At 54.9% G+C, this 23,729-nt stretch carries 20 protein-coding genes; 15 read left to right on the forward strand and 5 right to left on the reverse strand.

What is annotated here, in order from left to right:
• Positions 1-86: 86 nt before the first annotated feature.
• The 5 genes from VGM55_RS09270 to glnB all read left to right on the forward strand — a co-directional run bounded on the left by VGM55_RS09270 (position 87) and on the right by glnB (position 5,125).
• Positions 87-593, forward strand: a complete 507-nt coding sequence (locus VGM55_RS09270) for a DapH/DapD/GlmU-related protein (protein WP_154187918.1) — start codon at positions 87-89, stop codon at positions 591-593.
• A gap of 602 nt (positions 594-1,195) precedes the next feature.
• Positions 1,196-2,632 carry a sensor histidine kinase gene (locus VGM55_RS09275; protein ID WP_414648231.1) on the forward strand — a complete coding sequence of 479 codons (1,437 nt, stop codon included), beginning with the start codon at positions 1,196-1,198 and terminating at the stop codon, positions 2,630-2,632.
• A complete protein-coding gene (gene qseG, locus VGM55_RS09280; RefSeq protein WP_331635301.1) occupies positions 2,625-3,386 on the forward strand; it encodes a two-component system QseEF-associated lipoprotein QseG in 762 nt (253 codons plus the stop codon). The genes VGM55_RS09275 and qseG overlap by 8 nt, the downstream gene beginning before the upstream one ends.
• A complete protein-coding gene (gene glrR / locus VGM55_RS09285) occupies positions 3,383-4,720 on the forward strand; it encodes a two-component system response regulator GlrR (RefSeq protein ID WP_331635302.1) in 1,338 nt (445 codons plus the stop codon). The genes qseG and glrR overlap by 4 nt, the downstream gene beginning before the upstream one ends.
• Before the next feature lie 66 nt (positions 4,721-4,786).
• Complete coding sequence (gene glnB, locus VGM55_RS09290) at positions 4,787-5,125, forward strand: nitrogen regulatory protein P-II (protein ID WP_002438074.1); 339 nt, start codon at positions 4,787-4,789, stop codon at positions 5,123-5,125.
• 129 nt (positions 5,126-5,254) lie between these two features.
• Here glnB and hmpA read toward each other — a convergent pair whose 3' ends face one another.
• Positions 5,255-6,445, reverse strand: coding sequence for an NO-inducible flavohemoprotein (gene hmpA, locus VGM55_RS09295; RefSeq protein WP_331635303.1), 1,191 nt, complete (start codon positions 6,443-6,445; stop codon positions 5,255-5,257).
• Positions 6,446-6,773: 328 nt separating this feature from the next.
• On the opposite strand from hmpA, the gene glyA reads away from it, so the two are divergent.
• Positions 6,774-8,027 (forward strand): serine hydroxymethyltransferase, encoded by a 1,254-nt coding sequence (gene glyA / locus VGM55_RS09300; RefSeq protein WP_154187913.1) that lies wholly within the window; start codon positions 6,774-6,776, stop codon positions 8,025-8,027.
• Between the two features lie 277 nt (positions 8,028-8,304).
• Here the strand turns inward: glyA and VGM55_RS09305 are convergent, their stop codons facing one another.
• Positions 8,305-8,727 carry a DoxX family protein gene (locus VGM55_RS09305; RefSeq protein WP_154187912.1) on the reverse strand — a complete coding sequence of 141 codons (423 nt, stop codon included), beginning with the start codon at positions 8,725-8,727 and terminating at the stop codon, positions 8,305-8,307.
• 102 nt (positions 8,728-8,829) lie between these two features.
• Entirely contained in the window at positions 8,830-10,023 is a 1,194-nt protein-coding gene (locus VGM55_RS09310; protein ID WP_331635304.1) for an ROK family protein, read from the reverse strand.
• Positions 10,024-10,138: 115 nt separating this feature from the next.
• On the opposite strand from VGM55_RS09310, the gene VGM55_RS09315 reads away from it, so the two are divergent.
• The 4 genes from VGM55_RS09315 (at position 10,139) to VGM55_RS09330 (ending at position 16,980) form a co-directional block, all read left to right on the forward strand.
• Positions 10,139-13,411 (forward strand): DUF5107 domain-containing protein, encoded by a 3,273-nt coding sequence (locus VGM55_RS09315; protein WP_331635305.1) that lies wholly within the window; start codon positions 10,139-10,141, stop codon positions 13,409-13,411.
• A 65-nt stretch (positions 13,412-13,476) separates the two neighbouring features.
• On the forward strand, positions 13,477-14,916 hold the full coding sequence (locus VGM55_RS09320; protein ID WP_154187909.1) for a sugar porter family MFS transporter: 1,440 nt from the start codon (positions 13,477-13,479) through the stop codon (positions 14,914-14,916).
• Positions 14,916-15,737, forward strand: a complete 822-nt coding sequence (locus VGM55_RS09325) for an aldose 1-epimerase (protein ID WP_331635306.1) — start codon at positions 14,916-14,918, stop codon at positions 15,735-15,737. The genes VGM55_RS09320 and VGM55_RS09325 overlap by 1 nt, the downstream gene beginning before the upstream one ends.
• 103 nt (positions 15,738-15,840) lie before the next feature.
• Complete coding sequence (locus tag VGM55_RS09330) at positions 15,841-16,980, forward strand: 3-phenylpropionate MFS transporter (RefSeq protein WP_331635307.1); 1,140 nt, start codon at positions 15,841-15,843, stop codon at positions 16,978-16,980.
• Here VGM55_RS09330 and csiE read toward each other — a convergent pair.
• Complete coding sequence (gene csiE / locus VGM55_RS09335; protein ID WP_331635308.1) at positions 16,977-18,257, reverse strand: stationary phase inducible protein CsiE; 1,281 nt, start codon at positions 18,255-18,257, stop codon at positions 16,977-16,979. The genes VGM55_RS09330 and csiE overlap by 4 nt on opposite strands.
• Before the next feature lie 161 nt (positions 18,258-18,418).
• Here csiE and VGM55_RS09340 point away from each other — a divergent pair, with 161 nt between their 5' ends.
• Together VGM55_RS09340 and VGM55_RS09345 are read left to right on the forward strand one after the other, a co-directional pair.
• Positions 18,419-19,030 carry a DUF1007 family protein gene (locus VGM55_RS09340; protein WP_331635324.1) on the forward strand — a complete coding sequence of 204 codons (612 nt, stop codon included), beginning with the start codon at positions 18,419-18,421 and terminating at the stop codon, positions 19,028-19,030.
• Positions 19,021-20,001, forward strand: coding sequence for a nickel/cobalt transporter (locus VGM55_RS09345; RefSeq protein WP_331635309.1), 981 nt, complete (start codon positions 19,021-19,023; stop codon positions 19,999-20,001). The genes VGM55_RS09340 and VGM55_RS09345 overlap by 10 nt, the downstream gene beginning before the upstream one ends.
• Before the next feature lie 102 nt (positions 20,002-20,103).
• On the opposite strand, the gene suhB is transcribed toward VGM55_RS09345, so the two are convergent.
• A complete protein-coding gene (gene suhB, locus VGM55_RS09350; protein ID WP_144244060.1) occupies positions 20,104-20,910 on the reverse strand; it encodes an inositol-1-monophosphatase in 807 nt (268 codons plus the stop codon).
• A 119-nt stretch (positions 20,911-21,029) separates the two neighbouring features.
• On the opposite strand from suhB, the gene trmJ reads away from it, so the two are divergent.
• From trmJ to iscS, 3 genes are all read left to right on the forward strand, one after another.
• Positions 21,030-21,767, forward strand: coding sequence for a tRNA (cytosine(32)/uridine(32)-2'-O)-methyltransferase TrmJ (gene trmJ, locus VGM55_RS09355; RefSeq protein WP_038483263.1), 738 nt, complete (start codon positions 21,030-21,032; stop codon positions 21,765-21,767).
• A gap of 129 nt (positions 21,768-21,896) precedes the next feature.
• On the forward strand, positions 21,897-22,385 hold the full coding sequence (gene iscR / locus VGM55_RS09360) for a Fe-S cluster assembly transcriptional regulator IscR (protein ID WP_038479956.1): 489 nt from the start codon (positions 21,897-21,899) through the stop codon (positions 22,383-22,385).
• Positions 22,386-22,500: 115 nt separating this feature from the next.
• Positions 22,501-23,715 carry a cysteine desulfurase gene (iscS, locus tag VGM55_RS09365; RefSeq protein WP_038479958.1) on the forward strand — a complete coding sequence of 405 codons (1,215 nt, stop codon included), beginning with the start codon at positions 22,501-22,503 and terminating at the stop codon, positions 23,713-23,715.
• Positions 23,716-23,729: the final 14 nt, after the last annotated feature.

The following is a 23,729-nucleotide window of genomic DNA, read 5'->3' on the forward strand; positions in this document are numbered from 1 at the left end:
AATTATTCTTTAAGGCTGGAGAAAAAAAGTTGAACGGGTTGATACTGGTTTGTATGGTTGAGCCAAAATAATGAAAGACTAAAACTATGCTAACGTATTTCCTGTGTAACTTTGCTAAATCTGTAAAAGTCCCCGTAGCCCGCAATCTAATCAACAGCAAGAGCCTATCCCGCAAGAAACGTAATCGCCTTTTGGCTAAATCCGGCGTAAGTTTTCGAGGGGAAAGCACCGTAACAACACCTTTCTTCTATGAGTTTGGCCACATCTCCATTGGTCACAACGTATATATAAATGCGGGCTGTGTGTTTCTGGACAATGCTGCTATAAAGATTGGCGATAATTCATTGATAGGACCTAACGTAACGCTGTCGACGGCAAGTCATCCATGTGACCCCGTACAAAGAAACACTACGGTAATTTCAGCGCCAATTACTCTCGGCAGGAATGTTTGGCTGGGGGCTGGGGTCGTTGTATTACCCGGCGTGACAATCGGAGAAAATAGCATTATTGCAGCAAACAGTGTCGTCAATGTTAATGTGCCGGAAAACGTGCTTTACGCGGGTGCTCCTGCAATATTTAAACGTCACTTGTAACGCTCGCAGGGATGCAGCACAACATCTCCGTACCGGGATAGCCATTCACGATGCCACAGTAGCGCTGCTCAATCCGCTACGCCGGATAATGCGCTTGAACGAGGGATCCATCTGTCACTAAATCCCGACACTCGTGCTTTTTGTGTGTCTCCAATTGGAGACGTATAACGCATTGATTTTTAAAGGCATAGGGAAATCTATTATAGGGTGTTGTAAAACGGCGACACTGCGAACGAAAAATAGTCAGAATATATCTTTTGGAATTTCTCGTTATCTTTATTTTAAACAATAAGTTAACTGTCATTGATAAAATATGGCATGATGTGTGCATGATAAGCGTCAGTGGCTCATTCAATCTCTTATGTCAGCGTCTTCTCAGACAGACTACATAAACCGCCGAATGACGCACAAAAAGGTGCCTGCCGTCCAATTTTTGATAACTGCCTTCGGGCTTATCATGCTCCGGGCGAAACGTTGAGTAAGGCGCCGCCTAATTCTAAAGAAAAGGCAGGGTTTTTGACCCTGCCTTTCCTGTTTCTGGTAAACACACCTTTCCACCACGCGCAATCGCGGCTAGCATCGTGTCATTCAGGTAATGTGAGATGAAGCTATTGAACCAGTGGCATTTTTTTCCTCGATCTTTGCGCCAGCTAGTCATGATGGCCTTCTTATTGGTTCTGGTGCCGCTGCTGGTGCTTGCCTGGCAGGCGTGGCAGAGTTTGAATGCGTTAAGTGCTCAGGCCGCCCTGACCAACCGCACCACGCTGATCGACGCTCGACGCAGTGAAGCGATGACCAATATTGCTCTGGAGATGGAACGCAGCTACCGACAGTACTGCGTGCTGGATGATTCACGTCTTGCCCAGCTATACCTGGGCCAGCGCCAGCGCTATGCACAAATGCTTGAAGCACATTCTTCCGTATTACCCGATCCTAAAATGTACGAGTCGCTTAGCCAGTCTTTAAGCGACCTTGCCGAACTGAAATGTAAAAACAGCGGGCCGGAATCCGTCGCAGCTAACCAGCTTGAGCAGTTCGCCTCGGCGAATGCCGAAATGGTTCAGGCAACACGCACGGTGGTGTTTTCCCGTGGCCAGCAGTTGCAGCAGGAAATCGCCGAACGAGGCCAGTTTTTCGGCTGGCAGGCTCTGGTGCTGTTTCTGCTCAGTTTTGGGTTGGTTATCATCTTTACCCGTATGATTATCGGCCCGGTAAAAGGTATTGAGCGCATGATCAATCGGCTAGGGGAAGGGCGAACGCTTGATAACCGCGAGGTATTTAAAGGGCCCAGGGAGCTGCGTTCCGTAGGGCAGCGCATTGTTTGGCTGAGTGAACGTCTTTCCTGGCTTGAATCCCAGCGCCATGAGTTTTTGCGCCATCTTTCTCACGAATTAAAAACCCCGCTTGCCAGTATGCGAGAGGGAACGGAGTTACTGGCCGATCAGGTCGCCGGGCCGCTGAATGCCGATCAGAAAGAGGTGGTTGAAATACTCGATAGCAGCAGTCGCCACTTACAAAGACTGATTGAGCAACTTCTGGATTACAATCGCAAACTGGCCGACGGAGCCGTATCGCTGGAAAGGGTTGATGTTGCATCGATTGCGGAAATGGTTATCTCTGCTCACAGCCTTCCGGCACGAGCTAAAATGATGCATACCGAGATTCAATTAAGTCCAAAAGCTTGCCTTGCGGAGCCTACGCTACTGATGAGCGTGCTGGACAATCTCTACTCCAATGCTGTGCACTATGGCAGTGAATCCGGTACCATTTACCTACGCAGTTCGCAGGCTGGTGCGACTTTGTATATTGAGGTTGCTAATACCGGTGCACCGATTCCGGCAGCGGAACAAGAGATGATTTTTGAGCCTTTCTACCAGGGAAGTCACCAGCGGAAGGGCTCAGTAAAGGGAAGTGGCCTGGGGCTAAGTATCGCCAGGGATTGCATTCGACGTATGAACGGAAAACTTAGCCTGATTAACGATAACAGCGCGGAAGTGTGTTTCCGTATCGAATTACCGGTTTTCCCTGAGAATGATTAAAACGATGAATGTATTTTTATTGCGTGATCTACGCCGTGGGGCATTGCCTCGTCTTCTTTGCTGGGTATCCGGCGCAGTGGCTGGTGCCGCGTTACTCACAGGCTGCGCGCCCGCAACCGTATCAAGCAGCCTTAATGAGGCCCACAAACTGCATATACCGGAGCAACAAATTCCAGACTACCTGTCCACGGACTGTACTGAAATATGGGCGCTGACGGGGCATGATGTTATCAGCAACCCGCTTTACTGGCTGCGTGGAATGGACTGTGCTCAACGCCTGCCTCCGGCTGAAGCGCGTGCGGAAGCTCGTCAGTGGCCAGCGGAAACCTGGCAGGATACGTTCAGGCGCGGCATTCTGCTGTCCACGGCGAAAATTACGCCGACCGAGCGCCGCCGCTACATGACCCAGCTCGACAGCATGACCAATGAAGTACCGGCGCAGGTTCGCTCGCTGTTTGAGATTTGGCGGGATGGCCAGTCTTCCCTGCTCAAACTGTCGGATGAGCGCACGCGCTATAGCAAACTTCAGCAATCAACAGACGGCGAGCTGGATACGCTACGTGAGCAGCAGCAACGCCTGCGGAGTCAACTCGATCTCACGACGCGCAAGCTGGAAAATCTTACCGATATCGAACGTCAGCTATCGAGCCGAAAACCGGGGAGCAGCCTTGTGCCCGATACACACAGCTCTGATGACAACGATGACGACGCCAGCAGCGCTACAGACAAACCGCAGCAGGAGGCAAAACCATGACGCAGAGGAAACCCGCGCGCTTATTGTTAGTGGATGACGACCCTGGACTTTTAAAGCTGTTAGGGATGCGTCTTTCCAGCGAAGGTTATACGGTCTCAACGGCAGAAAGTGGTGCTGAGGGGCTGAAGGTCCTGGCGCGTGAAAAAATCGATCTGGTGATAAGCGATCTTAAAATGGATGAAATGGACGGCATGGCGCTGTTCGCGGAGATCCAAAAAGGTCAGCCTGGCATGCCGGTGATCATTCTGACCGCACATGGCTCGATTCCTGACGCGGTAGCCGCCACCCAGCAGGGCGTGTTCAGCTTCCTGACCAAGCCGGTAGACAGGGACGCGCTTTATCAGGCGATCGACAATGCGCTGGAGCACACGGTGATTGCCGGGGATGACATGTGGCGGGACACCATCGTGACCCGTAGCCCGATTATGCAGCGCTTGCTGGAGCAGGCGCGTATGGTGGCACAGTCCGACGTTAGCGTTTTGATTAACGGGCAGAGCGGTACCGGGAAAGAGATCCTGGCTCAGGCAATACACAACGCCAGTCCGCGCAGTAAAAAAGCCTTTATCGCCATTAACTGTGGTGCACTGCCGGAGCAGCTGTTGGAGTCAGAACTGTTTGGTCATGCGCGTGGGGCGTTTACCGGCGCGGTCAGCAGCCGCGAAGGGCTGTTCCAGGCTGCTGAAGGCGGGACGCTGTTTCTCGATGAAATCGGCGATATGCCGATTCCGCTTCAGGTTAAGCTGCTGCGCGTTCTGCAGGAGCGGAAAGTTCGGCCGCTGGGCAGTAACCGCGACCTGGACATTGACGTGCGCATTATCTCCGCCACGCACCGCGACCTGCCTAAGGCGATGGAGCGCGGTGAGTTTCGTGAAGATCTCTTCTATCGTCTGAACGTCGTAAACCTGAAGATACCTGCGCTGCATGAACGCGCTGAGGATATCCCACTGCTGGCGAATCATTTATTACGCCAGTCCGCTGACCGGCATAAGCCGTTTGTTCGCAGCTTTTCTACCGACGCCATGAAACGGCTAATGACGGCGAGCTGGCCAGGTAACGTGCGCCAGTTAGTCAACGTCATCGAGCAGTGCGTGGCGTTGACGTCGGCACCGGTGATCGGTGAAGCGCTGGTGGAGCAGGCGCTGGAAGGTGAAAACACCGCATTACCGACATTTGTCGAAGCGCGTAACCAGTTCGAACTAAACTACTTACGTAAGCTGCTGCAAATAACCAAAGGGAATGTCACCCATGCGGCACGTATGGCGGGGCGTAACCGAACCGAATTTTATAAATTACTGGCCAGGCATGAACTCGAGGCCAATGACTTTAAAGAGTAGGCTGTGGTAGTGTGAGCAACCGATTACTAACAGTACGAGACGCCGCGCGGGGACACCGGTAATACCATGAAAAAAATTGATGCGATTATTAAACCTTTCAAACTGGATGATGTGCGTGAAGCGCTGGCTGAAGTAGGTATTACCGGCATGACGGTGACCGAAGTCAAAGGCTTTGGCCGTCAGAAAGGCCACACCGAGCTGTATCGCGGTGCCGAATATATGGTGGATTTTCTGCCAAAAGTAAAAATTGAAATCGTGGTCACCGACGACATCGTTGATACCTGCGTGGACACTATTATTCGTACTGCCCAGACCGGCAAGATCGGCGACGGTAAGATTTTCGTCTTCGATGTGGCACGCGTAGTGCGTATTCGTACCGGTGAAGAAGACGACGCGGCGATTTGATTTAGGTTTTTACCCTCACCCTGGAAGGGAGAGGGGAAAACGACTTACTTGCCTCTTTGGCATAAACGGTTTTTTTTACCCCCTCGCCCCTTTGGGGAGAGGGCTGGGGTGAGGGGAATTAGTACTGAACTACATCACCTTGTGCGGGCCAAAACACTCATAGTGAATGCTGTCTTTATCCACGCCAATCTTCACCAGCTGTTCCGCGGCAAAGCGCATAAAGCCTATCGGGCCGCAGAGGTAGAACTGCATCGCCGGGTCGCTTAATTGCCCTTCAATTTCCAGCAAATTCATCAGCCCTGTGCGGTTAAAACGCGCCTGTTCACGATCCAGTGCGGACGGCTCGCGGTACCAGACATGGCTTTCAAACTTCGGCAGCTTAGCGCCAAGCCCTTTCACTTCTTCGTTAAACGCGTGGACCTCGCCATGTTCGGCAGCGTGCAGCCAGTTTACCTGCGCCTGATGGCCGCTGTTGGCCAGCGTGTCGAGCATCGCGAGCATTGGCGTTTGGCCAACGCCTGCGGAAATCAGCGTCACCGGCGTTTCTGGTTTGACGTCCATAAAGAAATCACCTGCCGGTGAGGCAAGATGCACGCGATCCCCCGCCTGAGCATGATTGTGCAGCCAGTTTGAGACCATACCTTTATTTTCACGCTTAACGGCGATGCGGTAGCTTTTGCCGTTCGGCTGGCGGGTCAAAGAGTACTGGCGAATTTCCTGATGCGGAAAACCGGCAGGCTTCAGCCAGACGCCAAGGTATTGCCCCGGTTGATAATCCGCCACCGGGCCGCCGTCGAGAGGAATCAGTTCAAAGCTGGTTATCAGGGAACTTTGCTCTTTTTTCTCAACGATGGTGAAGGGGCGTGTGCCTTCCCAGCCCCCCTGTTTAGCCGCATTGTCCTGGTAAATTTCTGACTCGCGGGTAATAAATACCTGAGCCAAAACGCCATAGGCTTTGCCCCAGGCATCCAGCACTTCCTGGCCAGGACTGAACAGTTCGTCGAGCGTTGCCAGCAGGTGGCCGCCAACAATGTTGTACTGCTCTGGCTTTATCTGGAAGGTGGTGTGCTTCTGGGCGATTTTCTCTACCGCAGGCAGCAGCGCGGCAAGGTTTTCAATGTTTGTTGCATAAGCGCAAATGGCGTTGAACAGCGCTTCACGCTGGTCGCCGTTGCGCTGGTTGCTCATGTTAAAGATCTCTTTCAGCTCAGGGTTATGACTGAACATCCGCTCGTAGAAATGTGCGGTGAGTTTTGGGCCGGTTGCGGCCAACAGAGGGATAGTCGACTTAACAACAGCGATGGTTTGTGCGTCTAGCATGGCGGTCTCCATAAACAGCTTAATGTATAAATTGCATTTAAAATGCATCTTATAGAAATGGCCTTATGTTGTAAATGGGTTATCGTTGTTAACGACTGAGGTCACAGAACATGAAAAATACGCATCTCGTTGATGAAGAAATATCCGCCAAAATAACGCTTCTTTTATTGCCTGAAAGCCTGATTTCATGCCTGGGTAATCGTTTGCGTAAAAACCTCTGTCAAGCCCTATCACCAGGAAGGGTTTCGGTTTACACTGTTGCCCGTCGCCCAAAAGGGCCCCCTCATTGCAGTAAAATTTTTACCGTTAGCTGAGTCAGGAGATGCGAATGTTAAAGCGTGAAATGAACATTGCCGATTACGATGCCGAACTGTGGCAGGCCATGGAGCAAGAGAAAGTACGTCAGGAAGAGCACATTGAACTGATCGCCTCCGAAAACTACACCAGCCCACGCGTGATGCAGGCTCAGGGTTCTCAGCTGACTAACAAATATGCTGAAGGTTACCCTGGCAAACGTTACTACGGCGGTTGCGAATACGTGGATATCGTTGAGCAGCTGGCCATTGACCGTGCGAAAGCGCTGTTTGGCGCCGACTATGCAAACGTGCAGCCGCACTCTGGCTCCCAGGCTAACTTCGCGGTATATACCGCGCTGCTGCAGCCGGGCGATACCGTGCTGGGTATGAACCTGGCGCAGGGCGGCCACCTGACTCATGGCTCCCCGGTTAACTTCTCCGGAAAACTGTACAACATCATCCCTTACGGTATTGATGAGTCCGGTAAAATTGACTACGAAGACATGGCGAAGCAGGCTAAAGAGCACAAGCCGAAGATGATCATCGGTGGCTTCTCTGCCTACTCCGGCATTGTTGACTGGGCAAAAATGCGTGAAATCGCAGACAGCATCGGCGCTTACCTGTTCGTTGACATGGCGCACGTTGCGGGTCTGATTGCCGCAGACGTTTACCCGAACCCGGTTCCACACGCTCACGTTGTGACCACGACCACCCACAAAACCCTGGCGGGTCCACGCGGTGGCCTGATCCTGGCGAAGGGTGGCGACGAAGATCTTTACAAGAAACTGAACTCTGCCGTATTCCCAAGCGCGCAGGGCGGCCCGCTGATGCACGTGATCGCCGCGAAAGCCGTAGCGCTGAAAGAAGCCATGGAGCCAGAGTTCAAGGTTTACCAGCAGCAGGTTGCCAAAAACGCCAAAGCGATGGTGGAAGTGTTCCTGAACCGTGGCTACAAAGTGGTCTCCGGCGGGACTGAAAACCACCTGTTCCTGCTGGATCTGGTGGACAAAAACCTGACCGGTAAAGAAGCGGATGCTGCCCTGGGCCGCGCCAATATCACCGTGAACAAAAACAGCGTACCGAACGATCCGAAGAGCCCGTTCGTGACTTCCGGTATCCGTATCGGTTCTCCGGCTGTGACTCGCCGCGGCTTTAAAGAAGCAGAAGTGAAAGAACTGGCCGGTTGGATGTGTGACGTTTTGGACAACATCAATGACGAAGCGGTCATTGAGCGCGTTAAAAGTAAAGTGCTGGATATCTGTGCCCGCTTCCCGGTTTACGCATAATCGTTAAACTGGAATGAAAAAAGGCTCCCGGTTGGGAGCCTTTCGCATTTATGGAGCAAGGTCTGGCTTGAACCGGCCTTGCCGCCGGGGATACTACCGTTTCTTTCAGGCCCCATTTTTTGGCGCAGGTTTCCCATGCGTTTGTTGCCTGTTGCCGGCATTTCATGCGATCGAGAGATGTCTTGTGGAACACTTTGTAAATGTTTTGCCCCAAATAGTACGGCTGTTTGTCACCGATAAAAAAGGCCGCGCGAGCGGCCTGGGTAATGGATGATTTTTAGCGCCTGTCTACGGAAATTGCGCCCGGACCAGCGACCGCAAGCAGCAGGAATCCGCCAGCTATGCTGATGTTTTTATAGAAGTTAATCATATTCGGCATCACCGCGTCGCCGGTCATATTCCAGTAGTGGTGGCCGATAATCGCCGTCCCGAGGGTATAAAACACAAACAAAATGGCCAGCGGACGGGTAAAGAACCCAATAATGACCAGGATAGCGGCAACGACTTCCATAAAGACCGCAATTGTGGCAGCAAGCGTTGGTAAGGGAGTACCAAGATGGGCCATATACTCAACGGTGCCGCTGAATCCGCTGATCTTCGGCAGGCCGAAAATAATGAACAGCAGAATCAACGCAATACGAGCAATAAGCAGGATCAGAGAACGTGATTGACCAAAATCGAAATAGCGTAGTGTGTTCATAGCGGGCTCGCCTGTAGTGGACTCAAGTTAAAGTTAATACACAAAACCCGAGCCTGCCATTGCCGCTACGTCTCTACCATATTGTTTGTGTTAGTGAATGTTTTATTCCATCAACTCGGCTTCAGCATATAAATACCCTATCCCCATGACCTGCTGCGCGCGCGTAAGTTGGCCGAAATTTATCTGCGTAGCATGAGTGTTTAAGGCATCGCCATGATCGAACGGTGTAAAGCCGATGCGCTGCTTAATCGTGTTCAGCCAGCCGTCACCAAACTCACAGCTGCGTCCATAGAACCAGATTTGATTAATGTTGAGGATATTAAGGAAGTTATACAGGCTAAGCCCAATCGCATTGGCTGAATCTTCCACCCAGCGAGCCACTCTTTCATCACCTGCATGCAGCGCCTGAACCAGCTGCCGGGAGGTTAGCCTTTCCGGGTCATGATGCTGCGCCTCGGGATGCGTTTTGAGCCAGATGCGGGCCTGTTTTTTTAGCGCACTTAGCGAGGCCACGGTCTCCAGGCAGCCATAGCGGCCGCAGTCGCACGCCATGCCGTCGGGGTTGACGATAGTGTGGCCAATCTGTCCGCTGCCGTAGAGATTGCCGCGATAAATTTGCCCGTTGATAACGAACGACGAGCCGATGCCGTAGTCGACATTGAGCACACAAAAATCCTCCCGATTCCCGGCGTTTTGCCATTTCTCCGCCAGCGCCAGCATCACGCAGTCGTTATCCAGCAGCACCGTGACGCCGAGCTTTTCTTCCAGCAGATACTTAATTTCCACCGCCTCGCGCCACGGAGCTTGGGGCATGGTCTGCGACACGCCGGTAACCGGATCGACCTGCCCATGGATCCCCAGCGCAAGGTTAATGGTTTTCTTCGGCCAGCTTTTGCGCCGCTGATGCCAGATGGCTTCAATTACGGTTAATAAAGCCTGGGGAGACGGGGCGGAAATTGAACGACGTTCAAACGCCTCTATTGGCGAGAGCTGCGCGCTACAGAGCTGGCTTTCAATGCTGGTGGGGGTGACGTTCATGCAAAGAATGTAATCCCCCTCCGGTGGGATCTGATAGCTGCCGCCGTTAAGCCCCCGGCTGCTGAGGTTTTCGCTGGAATGGCTGAGCTTTCCCTCTTCCACCAGTTCTTCAAGGATGTTGCTCACCGCAGGTATGGACAGCCCGGTATGCTGGGCAAACTGCGATTTACTCAGCCGCTTGTGCCGCCATACCAGCTTCATCAGGGTTTGCCGATTGAGCTGGCGCACCCGCTGATTGTTGAGACCTGACTCCTGCATTTCACTAAACCTCGTTAACTGTATTGCGTGAGCATTAAGCGATTAAATCATAAGAGGCTGTTTCAAACTGTTGGCAACACCCCATTCACTATTATTTGTTTACTGGAGAGTTGCTATGTACGGAGCGGTAAAAGTCTGGCAGGAAACGATTTCACTCCCCACATGGACCACCGGCGCAGAAGACCCTAACCCGATGTTCCTCGAGCATCGCGTCTACCAGGGCTCTTCCGGGGCGGTTTACCCTTACGGTGTGATTGATACGCTGACCGGCAAGCGCGAAATGCGTGAGTATCAGGCGGTATGGCTGGAGAATGATTTTATTCGCGTCATGCTGCTGCCGGAGCTGGGCGGACGAATTCATCGCGCCTGGGATAAAGTGATGGAGCGCGACTTCGTTTACTACAACGAGGTGGTAAAACCTGCTCTGGTTGGCCTGGTGGGGCCGTGGATTTCCGGCGGGATCGAATTTAACTGGCCGCAGCACCACCGCCCGACCACCTTCATGCCGGTGGACGTCACCTTCCAGCAGCACGAAAGCGGGGCGCAAACCGTCTGGCTGGGTGAAGTTGAACCTATGCGCGGCCTGCAGGTGATGACCGGCTTTACGCTTTACCCTGAAAAAGCGCTGATTGAAATTACCGGTATAGTCTTTAACGGCAACGCCACGCCGCGCCACTTCCTGTGGTGGGCTAACCCGGCGGTGAAGGGCGGTGACGAGCACCAAAGCGTGTTCCCGCCGGACGTTACCGCGGTGTTTGACCACGGCAAACGCGACGTTTCCGCTTTCCCGATTGCCCACGGCACCTATTACAAGGTGGATTACTCCGCAGGCGTGGACATCTCCCGCTACAAAAATATTCCCGTGCCAACCTCCTTTATGGCCGATAAGTCCGATTACGATTTCGTGGGGGCCTATCACCACGGCGAGCAGGGCGGGCTGCTGCACATTGCCGATCACCATGTGTCACCGGGCAAAAAGCAGTGGACCTGGGGCAACTGCGACTTTGGCCTGGCCTGGGATCGCAACCTGACCGACACCAACGGCCCGTACATTGAGCTAATGACCGGCGTGTTCACCGACAACCAGCCGGACTTCACCTGGCTGGCGCCGTTTGAAGAAAAAGTGTTTGTGCAAAACTTCCTGCCTTACAGCAAGCTGGGCACGCTGCAAAATGCCAATACCGAGGCGGCAATCAAGCTCGAACGCCAGCAAGGGAAGTTAGCGCTTGGCGTCTATGCGATTTCCCCGCTGGAGCAGGTCACGCTGCGCCTTGAAAGCGATGGTCAAATCCTATGGCAATCTCCGTTGAGCCTGAAGCCGGCGGAAGCCTGGCAGCATCAGCTGGCGGACGACTGGCCACAGCGGTTAACGCTCACCTTGCTTAACGAACGTGGCGAAGCGCTGCTGAGCTACCTTGAGCACATTGCTGAAGAGCTGCCTCTGCCGCAGGCGGCGCAGGCGCCGGCTAAGCCCGAACAGATTGATAACTGCGACGAGCTTTATTTCATTGGTCAGCACCTGGAGCAGTATCTTCACGCCAGCCGTTCGGCCTTCGACTACTACCAGCGAGCGCTGGACATTGATCCGCTCGATTACCGCAGCAACGTCGCGCAGGGGACGCTCGAATTTAACCGGGGTAACTGGCAGAAGGCGAAAGAGCATGCCGATGCGGCGCTGAAACGCGCCCATCGCCTGAACAAAAACCCGCAAAACGGCGATGCCAGCCAGCTGCGAGGCTCGGCGAAAGAGCGTCTGGGAGACGACGAAGGAGCCTTCGACGATTACTACAAGGCAAGCTGGAGCGGCAACTGCCGGGATGCAGCATTTTATGCCCTGGCACGCCTGGCGATGCGCAAAGGGGAAACCGCTCGCGCATTAACGCTGGTGTCCCAAAGCCTGCAGTTCAACGCCTCTAATAACCTTGCGATGGCGCTAAAAGCGCTGGCGCTGCATCAGCAGGGTGAAAAAAACGCCGCGCTGGCGTGGACTGAACAGCAGCTGGCAGCCTGGCCGCTGAGCTATGCCCTGCATTATGCCCGCTGGGCCATTACGCAAAACGAAGGCGACAAGCAAAAACTGCTGCAGGTCACCGGGCAGCGTGGCACTAACGCCAGCGTGCTGGCCGGCTGGCTGATGAGCTTTGGCGCAGAAACCGCCGCCCGTGAGCTGCTGGCGGTACTCAATGCTCAGGAGGCCATGCCGCTGCTGTGGCAGGCCTCGCTCGAATCCGACCCGCAACGACAGCAGCGCTATCTGGCTCAGGCTCGCGAAAGATTTACCGCCCGCGTTCGTTTCCCTAACACGCTGGATGAAGTGCAGATGCTGATGCGTTTGCCGCAGGATGGCTTTGCGCAATATCTGCTGGGCTGCTTCTGGTACAGCAAGCGCCGCTACGCTGAAGCTCTTGGCTGCTGGGCGTTCTGCGTAGAGCAGATGCCGGAGTTCGCCGCCGTCCAGCGCGTGCTGGCTATCCATGCCTGGAATAAAGAACAGGACGCGAAACGAGCTGAAGCCCTGCTGCAACGTGCGGTGGAGCTTGAGCCAGAGAATGCCCGCTTCCTGTTCGAACTCGACTTCCTGCTTAAGCTGAACGGCCGCTCGTCGGATGAGCGTCTGGCTCGCCTTGAGGCGAAACGTGAGGTGGCGCTGAAGCGTGACGATCTGACCGCCGAGTTACTCAGCCTGTGGCACCTTCACGGCAAGCATGGCGAAGCCGCTAACGTCCTGGCGGAGCGCAAGTTCCATCCGTGGGAAGGGGGCGAAGGCAAAGTGACGGGGCAGTATCTGATCAACCAGCAGCGTCGTGCCCTCGCAAACATGGCTGACGGCAAATATGGCCAGGCGGAGGAATTGCTACAACAGGCGCTGAGCTACCCGGAAAACCTCGGTGAAGGTCGCCTGGTCGGGCAAACCGATAACGATATCTGGTATCTCCTTGGCCGCTGCGCGCAGCTTCAGCAGCGTAACGAGCTGGCCAAATCTTGCTACCACGAGGCGTTGAAAGGCGGGAGCTCTTTAGCCGCTGGGCGCTATTACAACGATCAGCCGGTGGATTACCTCTTCTATCAGGCTATGGCCCGCAAGCAACTGGGCGAGATCGAAGTGGCTCACCAGCAGTTCAGGGCGTTTATCGACTGGGCTCAGGAGCACAGGGAAGACGTGGTTGAGGCCGACTTCTTCGCCGTTTCTCTGCCGGACCTGATTGCGCTTAACGGAGATTCGCGCAGGCAGCATCGTCAGCATTGTCTGTTTGTTGAGGCGCTTGGGCAACTCGGCCTGGGGAATATCGCCACGTTCAATCAACTGGTGAAGGAATTGCTGGCGATTAACCCGGCACACGACAAAGCGCATCTGCTGCGTCAGGCCCTTAGTACCGGCGTGTTCTAACCATAATTCGCGGGCGACGATGAGCGCCCGCCCCTTACCCTACAAATACAAGATGAGGATCGACCATGGAACGTATGCAATCGCAATTACGCATGGGTTACGTCTGGACCATCTGTCTGGTGGCCGCCTGTGGCGGGCTGTTGTTTGGTTATGACTGGGTGGTTATCGGCGGGGCAAAACCTTTTTACGAAGCCTATTTCTCGATTACCGATCCGGCCGTTTCCGGCTGGGCGATGAGTTCCGCGTTAGTGGGCTGTGTTATCGGGGCGCTGTTCTCCGGCTGGTGCGCCGATAAGTTTGGCCGCAAAATCCCCCTTATTATTGCCGCGCTGCTATTTACCATCTCAGCCTGGGGCACGGCGGTTGCAAGCAACTTCGACCTGTTTGTTGTATGGCGTATTGTCGGCGGGGTGGGCATCGGCCTGGCTTCGGCGCTTAGCCCGATGTATATCGCAGAAATTAGCCCGGCCGCGCAGCGCGGGCGTTTTGTCGCGGTCAACCAGCTCACCATTGTTATCGGAGTGCTGGCGGCGCAGCTTATCAATCTGATGATCGCCGAACCGGTCGCCAGCCACGCAACGATGCAGGAAATCAGCGCGAGCTGGAACGGACAGGCGGGCTGGCGCTGGATGTTTGGCTCGGGCGTAGTGCCTGCTGCGGCGTTTTTGATCCTGATGTTCTTTGTGCCTGAATCACCGCGCTGGCTGGTGCGTGCCGGGAAAAGCGAACGCGCTCACCAGATGCTGAGCCGCATCGGCAGTAAAAGCTATGCCGATGAAACGCTAAAAGATATTCAGGAAACGTTAAGCAAGGACACGCAAAAAGTATCGTGGTCCGCGCTGTGGGAGCCGAAGGTTCGCCCGATCATCGTGATTGGTATGGTGCTGGCGGTGTTCCAGCAGTGGTGCGGGATTAACGTCATCTTCAACTATGCGCAGGAGATATTTGCCTCCGCCGGGTTTGATATTAACAGCACGTTGAAATCGATTGTGGCTACCGGTTTGATTAACCTGGTGTTTACCGTGGCCGCGCTGCCGCTGGTGGACAAAATCGGTCGCCGTAAACTGATGCTGTTCGGTGCCGCAGGGTTGACCATTATCTATGCGCTGATTGGTGCGGCTTACGGCCTTGGCATTCTGGGGTTGCCGGTGCTGATTCTGGTGCTGGCCGCTATCGCTACCTATGCCCTGACGCTGGCGCCGGTGACCTGGGTGCTGCTGTCGGAAATTTTCCCCAACCGCGTTCGCGGCCTGGCGATGTCGCTGGGCACATTAGCGCTGTGGGTGGCCTGTTTCCTGCTGACTTACACCTTCCCGCTGCTCAATGCAGGCCTGGGCGCATCCGGTAGCTTCCTCCTTTATGGCGTTATCTGCGCCGCTGGATTTATTTACGTGCGTCGTTTCGTGCCGGAAACCAAAGGCGTGAGCCTTGAAGCGCTGGAGCAGCAGCTGGCCGAAGGGCGAGTACATGCCTCGCCAGCGCCTACGGCAAAGGCGCTACGTTAATGGACGTGCTGCATCTGCAAAATGCTTTTCTCCGTTTAGCCGTCGCCCCGCAAGGGGCGTCAGTCCTCAGCTTTGAATCTCTGACGCACGGGAAAGCGGTTTTTCATCCGGCTAAACCGGCCCTGTTTCCCATGCTGCCGCTGGCGAATCGGGTTGCCGGGAACGCCTTTCAGCTGCACGGCGAGCGGATTTTGCTGCCTGACAGCCCTGCCGACGAGCATTTCTTTCTGCACGGAGACGGCTGGCTAAAGCGTTGGGACGTTGAGCATCACGATGAAGATCGTTTGACATTAAGTTTGTGTCGCCAGCATGCCTGCGGCTTTCACTATCTGGCGAATCTGAGCTACCGGCTGGCGGGCAACCGGCTGTTAGCCCAGCTTGAGTTAACGCACACCGGCGATAAGCCGATGATTTACGGCCTGGGGCTGCATCCGTATTTTGCGCTGGAGCCGGGCAGCCGGGTGCAGTTTTCCGCCAGCGGCTTCTGGCCCGAAGGCGAACGTCATTTGCCTTTGGCCTGGGAAGGAACGTTCACCCCTCAAACTGATTTTTCCCGCGCCAAAACGCCGGAGAACAAATGGCTTAACGTGGGGTACTCAGGCTGGAGCGGGCTCGCCCTGATTGAGCATTCGGACATGCGAGTTTGCCTGCGCAGCCCTACGCCTTATTTAATGGTGTTCAGAATGGCAGACCAGCCGTTTATTTGCCTGGAGCCTCAAACGCACCCGGTCAACGCGCACAACCAGGCGGGAATGCCCGGTTTAGTGATGCTGGAATCCGGCCAGTCAACGAACCTGGCGATGGAGGTTGAGGTGAGCTAGCGCGTAATATCCACTGCTTTGATGTGTGTTATCGCTCTGTTAATGTTTGCTTGCATGCTGGCCGACTATCCCCGACACTATCGCCTCCAAAACGGGAGGGATCATGGTTTTGCATTCCACGCGCTGGCTGGCGCTCAGCTACTTTACCTATTTCTTTAGCTATGGCGTGTTTCTGCCCTTCTGGAGCGTCTGGCTCAAAGGCGTCGGGCTTCCCCCTGAAACTATCGGATTACTGTTAGGCTCAGGGTTAATCGCCCGTTTCCTCGGCAGTTTGTTGTTAGCTCCACGCGTGACCGATCCTTCCCGTCTTGTTTTTGCCCTTCGTTTATTAGCCCTTGCCACCTTAATTTTTGCTGCCGGTTTCTGGTTAGGCCATGCCGCACTTTGGCTACTGTTGACGATGGTAGGTTTTAACCTGTTTTTCTCGCCATTGGTGCCGCTAACCGATGCGCTGGCGGGTACCTGGCAGCGGCAAATCACTATGGATTACGGCCGTGTGCGGTTGTGGGGGTCGCTGGCATTTGTCATCGGCTCGGCGATTACCGGCAAGCTGGTGAGCGAATTCAGCTATCAGGCTATTCTGGTGTTGCTGACTATCGGCGCGGCGTCAATGCTGATCGGCATGATGCTGCGGCCTTCCATTATGCCGCAGGGCGAAGCCCGGCATCAGGCGTCGGCGGGCTGGCCTGCCTGGAAAGCATTGATCCGAAGCGCCTGGCGTTTTCTGGCCTGCGTTTCGCTATTGCAAGGGGCACACGCGGCCTACTACGGCTTTAGCGCCATTTACTGGCAGAGCTCAGGTTATTCTGCTTCGGTGGTGGGCTATTTATGGTCGCTTGGCGTAGTGGCAGAAATCGTTATCTTCGCCCTCAGTAACAAACTGTTCCGCCGCTGGAGCGCCCGGGATCTGCTGCTGCTGTCCACCGTTACCGGTATTGTTCGCTGGAGCCTGATGGCATCCACCACTGAACTTCCGTGGCTGATTGTCGCGCAGATCCTGCACTGCGGCAGCTTCACCGTTTGCCACCTGGCGGCGATGCGCTATATCTCTGCACGTAAAGGCGGCGACGTGATTCGCCTGCAGGCCGTTTATTCCGCCGTGGCGATGGGCGGGGGTATCGCCGTGATGACGATTTTCTCTGGCTTCCTCTATCAGCACCTGCAGGGGGGAATGTTCTGGGTAATGGCGTTGGTCGCCATGCCTGCGCTATTCCTGCGGCCAAAAGTGACCGCAGGCAGCTAGGCCTCAAGTAGCTCTTTTATCCGCTGCTGCTGGTGATCTCCCAGCGGCAGCGTGGCATGAATGAGTGGGGGAGAAAACAGCGGTAGCGAGGTGGCATAAGGCGTAATGACCAGCACCACTTCTCGCGGCGCGCCCTGGCTTTGAAATTGCTGTACCGCCAGATGTTTAATATTCAACGGCAGCAGGGTTAACTCGCGCAGCTGCTGCTCGATTTTCTCTTCCAGAGCCTGGTCATCGCCGGTCAGCAGGAGTACCTGCTTTTCCTGAATATCACTTTCCTGCATCAGCCATGCGCCAAAGATCACCGCCACCAGGCCCGTTTCCGCATCGGAAAATTGGATACCGTAATGTTGTTCAAACTCAGCAAGCACCTCTCGCGAGGTTCGCATCAGGCGCGGATAGAGGCGGGTTATCTCTTCGGGCAGGCTGTGGTCAATACCAATGTTGAACTGACAGCGATTAAGCGCCTGGGCCAGGTGAATGTAAAGCTGGTCGCTTAACCCCTGCTCGTCGCTAAAAGAGAGCCCAGCCTGCCTGCGGAACCGCTCGATCATCCGCGCTATCTCGTTGTGTAAACGCGCGTCTTGTTCGTGCTCATCATTAATCGGGTCAGGGATCCTGAGTAGCTGAAACAGCAGCGCCAGGAAATGCTGTTCGTCGATATCCGCGGGCTGCATTACGCGGCGCTTCCAGTGGCGAGCGATTTCCTGGGCGACAAAAAACTCAGGTCGCTGCTGGTTCCATTCGCGCTGCTGCTGCGTCAGGATGGGGGCGTTGCCGGAATGATGCTGGTGCAGACAGTATTGTAAAAACAGCGTCAGAAACTGGCTGTCCCGGCTGTCGTACTGCCTTTTTAACCGGCGGGCGCACAGATTGACCAGCGCACGTAAATTGGTTTCATCATACAGCGCCTTGATTATTCCGAGCTGGTTTAGCTGAGATTTTAACGCCGGGCTGAAGTGCTGCTGCACAAACTGCGGGCAAAGACGTAGCGATCTTCTCAGCCAGTGCAGCAGGCAGAGTCGACGGTCGAGCGCTGTGCCTTCAATCCGATAGCTGCCGTCCTGCAACTGAGCCAGGGAGAGACGGTGATAACTCTGGATCTCGTGGCCCGTGTCGGCTATATCTTGCAGGGTTTGCGTCTGGTCCACGCCATTAATGCTGGCAATGAGCTCCGGCGTAACGCTCTGATCCGGAAGGTAGAGCATTAAAAGCAGGTGGCAACGGCGCTGTGAACTGGAGAGCACAGATGGTGGCGGCGTCAGTAAAGTCATCATCTGGCAGTCCTGGATTTGGTGTCAGAAGTTAAGAATAGCTAAAGTTTTTGGTGCATATATTGGCCTTTTTAGTTTTTCATCACGGAATTTCGGCTGGCTCACAGAATTTAAATCTTGAGGGAAGCATGAGCGACAAAAGAATCAGCCTGAAGGGAGTAGCCATGCTGGTGGTGGGGCTTTCGGCGGCGAGCGTGCAGGCACATCCCCACAGTTTTATCTCTATTGTCACCACGCCCGTGGTTGAGCAGGGGCAGCTGACGGGGTTAAAAATGCAGTGGACGATGGACGATATTACTTCAGCAGATCTGTTGTATGACGCAGGCGACGCAAAGCCGGATTCTCCGGTGTGGAAAAAGCTGGCCGCCGAGGTGATGGCCAACGTGCTGGGGCAGCACTATTTTACCGAGTTCTGGCATAACAAAGAGAAGGTGAAGTTTGGCAATTTGCCGCCGCAGTATGGCCTGAGCCGCAGCAATCATCAGGCGCTGCTGACGTTTGTGCTGCCGCTGGCGCACCCTCAGCCGCTGAAAGGGCAGACTTATCGCTTCTCGACCTTCGACCCGACCTATTTTGTCGACATGAGCTACGACCACGATACGGACGTGCATTTGCCGCAGACGCTGGCCTCAAGCTGTAAAATTTCCGTTCATACGCCGAAACCGAGCGAAGAGACGCTGCTGTTCGCGCAGTCGCTGGATAAAGCCGATGCGCCGCCGGAGGACATGGACCTTGGCAAGCAGTTTGCTCAGGAGGTGACGCTAACATGTCAGTAATTGCCGTATCTTCTCCCGTCCGCCGTTGGGCCCACCTGTGGCCGCTGGCGCTGTTTATTCTGCTTGCCGCCGCCGGGCTTTACGCCCTGTGGCTCTACTGGCCACAAATCCTGCTTAGTTCCGCCGGCTGGCAGCGCTCAATCAATCAGGAATTGAGCGGGCTGCTGCGTCAGGTGGCCGAAAACCCTGCCCGGGCGGGCCTGTCGCTGCTCTCGTTCAGCTTTGTGTATGGCGTGCTGCATGCGCTGGGGCCGGGACACGGAAAAATTGTTATTACGACCTGGCTTGCTACGCACCCTTCAAAGCTCAAAAGTAGTCTGGGGCTGACTTTTGCCGCCTCTTTATTACAGGGGCTGGTGGCTATTGCGCTGGTGGTTGTGGTGCTGGGCGTGTTGGCCCTGCCGTCGCGCCAGCTTCATCTCAGCAGTTTTTGGCTTGAGAAAGGTAGCTATCTGCTGGTCGGCGCGCTGGGCGTTTTGCTGAGCTGGCGTGCTTTACGCCGCTTACGCGTTCAGCTGCGCCACAAACCTAAATTTACCTCGTTTACGCCGCATCATGTGCATGACGCTAACTGCGGCTGTGGGCATCAGCACGTCCCGGATGAAAAACAGCTGGCAGCGGGGAGCGACTGGCGGGCCAGGCTGATGATCGTCCTGTCTATGGGCATGCGTCCTTGTTCAGGCGCGATTATGGTGCTGCTGTTCAGCAAGGTTATCGGGGTCTTTAGCTGGGGCGTGCTTTCTGCGCTGGCGATGGCGGCGGGCACCTCAATCACGATTTCCGGCCTGGCGCTGCTGGTGCACAGCTTCCGCTCGCTGGCGGTTCGGTTAAGCGGCAATCGGGCGCCGGTACTTTGGCGGCAGGTGGGCTGGTCAACGCTGGCGCTGGCGGGGGGCGTGATCCTGGTCGTGGCCGCGCTGATTATGTGGCTGAGTGCACAGCCGATGGCGAGAGGTATTCGGCCTTTCTGACCGTGCTTGAGAATAAGGGCATAAAAAAATCCCCTCGCCGCAAAGGCTGAGGGGATTTTTGTTTTTGCCTCTTATCTGATAACGAAGGGGAGGCAAAAAAGCTTAGCGCTTCAGCGCCTCGCTCAGTTCATCACGCATGGTTGCCAGCATGGCTTTCACTACGCGCGGGTTACCTGCCACGATGTTGCCGCTTGTCAGGTAGTTATGGCCGCCGGTGAAATCACACACGATGCTGCCCGCTTCACGAGCCAGCAGTTCGCCTGCGGCGAAATCCCATGGCTTCAGGCCAATTTCGAAGAAACCGTCCACGCGGCCAGCGGCAACGTAGGCCAGGTCCAGCGCAGCGGAACCGGTGCGACGGAAGTCTGCACACTGGGTGAACAGTTTGCCAACGATGTTGATGTAAGAAGGAGCGTGCTGCTTCACTTTGAACGGGAAGCCGGTCGCCAGTACGGTGCCGTCCAGGTCGCGAGCGTTGCTGCCGCGAAGACGGTAGCCGTTAAGCTGAGCGCCCTGGCCGCGGGTAGCGGTGAACAGTTCGTTACGCATTGGATCGTAAACAACGGCAACTTCAGTGCGGCCTTTAATACGAACAGCGATAGAAACGGAGAAGTGTGGCAGACGTTTGATGAAGTTGGTGGTGCCATCCAGCGGATCGATAACCCATTGCACGTCCTTATCTTCGCCTGCATGTTCACCGCTTTCTTCGGTGATGATGGTGTGCTGCGGGTAAGATTTGCGGATTGTTTCGATAATAATCGCTTCCGCGGCTTTATCGACGTTAGTCACAAAGTCATTGCTGCCTTTCTGACTGCTTTCTACGGAGTCTGGTGTTTCGTAGTGTTTGGCAATTACATTACCCGCCTTGCGCGCAGCACGCACGGCGATGGTCAACATAGGATGTTGCATCGGTCTCTCTCGCTGGATGTTAAAGAACGGAAATCGCGGCGGAGTATAGCAGAGCGTTCGGAATATGTCCCAGGGATATGATAAGATATTGCGATATTCTTCCCAGGCTGTGAATGATAATGCTGCAAAACGTACGAATCGTGCTGGTTGAAACCTCCCATACCGGCAACATGGGCTCCGTGGCTCGTGCTATGAAAACCATGGGCTTAACTAACCTTTGGCTGGTTAATCCGCTGGTAAAACCTGACTCCCAGGCCATCGCCCTGGCGGCCGGTGCCAGCGACGTGATTGGCGATGCTCAGATTGTCGATACCCTCGATGAGGCGCTGGCAGGATGCAGCCTGGTGGTCGGCACCAGCGCGCGCTCCCGTACGCTGCCGTGGCCGATGCTTGACCCGCGCGAATGCGGCCTGAAAAGCATCAGCGAAGCGCAGCATGCGCCGGTCGCTATCGTGTTTGGCCGCGAGCGCGTGGGCCTGACCAACGAAGAGCTGCAGAAGTGCCATTACCACGTCGCCATTCAGGCAAACCCGGAATACAGCTCGCTTAACCTGGCTATGGCGGTGCAGATCCTCGCCTATGAAGTGCGTATCGCCTGGCTTGCTACCCAGGAGCAGCCGGAAGCCCCTAAAGAAGACGAAGACGCGCCTTATCCATTAGTGGATGACCTGGAGCGTTTCTACGTGCATCTCGAAAAAGCGCTGCAGGAAAGCGGTTTTATTCGCCCAACCCATCCGGGGCAGGTGATGAGCCGACTGCGTCGTCTGTTTACCCGCGCACGCCCGGAAAGTCAGGAATTAAACATCCTGCGCGGCATGCTGGCGTCGTTGGAAAACCCGAAAAAATCGGGCCAATAATACTTGAGTAAAATGGTAGGTTAAATAGTTGACCATTTTACTCAGGAATGTCAGACTTGCGTCCTGCTATGTGACAATCACACTTTTAAAAACCCCCGGGTCGAGGGGCTATTTGAGGTTAAGTAAGACATGAGACTGACATCAAAAGGGCGCTATGCCGTAACCGCGATGCTTGACGTTGCGCTGAACTCTGAATCGGGCCCGGTTCCATTGGCTGATATTTCTGAGCGTCAGGGTATTTCACTCTCCTATCTGGAGCAGCTGTTCTCCCGCTTGCGTAAAAATGGCCTGGTAGCCAGCGTGCGCGGTCCTGGCGGTGGTTATCTGTTAGGTAAAGACGCGGGCAGCATCGCCGTGGGCGAAGTGATCAGCGCCGTTGATGAGTCCGTAGACGCTACCCGTTGTCAGGGTAAAGGCGGCTGCCAGGGCGGCGATAAGTGCCTGACCCACGCGCTGTGGCGCGATCTGAGCGACCGCCTGACCGGCTTCCTGAACAACATCACCCTCGGTGAACTGGTGAATAACCAGGAAGTTCTGGACGTGGCCGACCGTCAGCACAATGAAAATCATCGCAGCACCCGTTCTCAAGACGCGATTGACGTCAAACTGCGCGCATAAGCAGAAGAACAAGAATTTTAGAATCAGGTTGGGGGAGCGGTGCTCCCTGTCTATAACGGCAGCATATTTTAAGCCTGATTCTTCGCATTGAAGTGATGTACGGAGCTTAAGAGCAATGAAATTACCGATTTACCTCGACTACTCCGCAACCACGCCGGTTGACCCGCGTGTTGCTGAGAAGATGATGCAGTTTTTAACGATGGACGGAACCTTCGGTAACCCGGCCTCCCGTTCCCACCGTTTTGGCTGGCAGGCTGAAGAAGCCGTTGATATCGCCCGTAACCAAATCGCTGAGCTGGTTGGTGCCGATCCGCGTGAAATCGTTTTCACCTCCGGTGCGACCGAGTCAGACAACCTGGCTATCAAAGGTGCCGCCAACTTCTATCAGAAGAAAGGCAAGCACATCATCACTGTAAAAACCGAACACAAAGCCGTGCTGGACACCTGTCGCCAGCTTGAGCGTGAAGGGTTTGAGGTGACTTATCTGGCGCCGCAGAGCAACGGTATCGTTGACCTGAAGCAGCTGGAAGCCGCCATGCGTGAAGACACTATTCTGGTGTCCATCATGCACGTGAATAACGAAATCGGCGTGGTGCAGGATATCGCGGCTATCGGCGAAATGTGCCGTTCCCGTGGCATTATCTTCCACGTTGACGCCACCCAGAGCGTGGGCAAACTGCCTATCGACCTGAGCCAGCTTAAAGTGGACCTGATGTCCTTCTCTGGCCACAAAATTTACGGGCCGAAAGGTATCGGTGCGCTGTACGTGCGTCGTAAACCGCGTATCCGTATCGAAGCACAGATTCACGGCGGTGGTCACGAGCGCGGTATGCGTTCCGGCACGCTGCCTGTGCACCAGATCGTCGGCATGGGCGAAGCTTACCGTATCGCAAAAGAAGAGATGGAGACCGAAATGGCCCGTCTGCGCACGCTGCGTAACCGTCTGTGGAACGGCGTGAAAGATATGGAAGAAGTTTACCTGAACGGTGACCTGGAGCACGGCGCGCCAAACATCCTGAACGTCAGCTTTAACTACGTTGAAGGTGAGTCGCTGATCATGGCGCTGAAAGACCTCGCGGTTTCTTCAGGTTCTGCCTGTACTTCCGCTAGCCTCGAGCCATCCTACGTGCTGCGCGCGCTGGGAATGAGCGATGAACTGGCTCACAGCTCCATCCGTTTCTCTCTGGGTCGTTTTACCACTGAAGAAGAGATCGATTACACCATCGAGCTGGTACGTAAATCCATCGGCCGTCTGCGCGACCTTTCTCCGCTGTGGGAAATGTTCAAGCAGGGCGTGGATATTAATTCCATCGAATGGGCTCATCACTGATCGTTCGTCAGGAC

It is taken from the genome of Cedecea sp., from assembly GCF_036500665.1.
Taxonomy (GTDB): domain Bacteria; phylum Pseudomonadota; class Gammaproteobacteria; order Enterobacterales; family Enterobacteriaceae; genus Cedecea.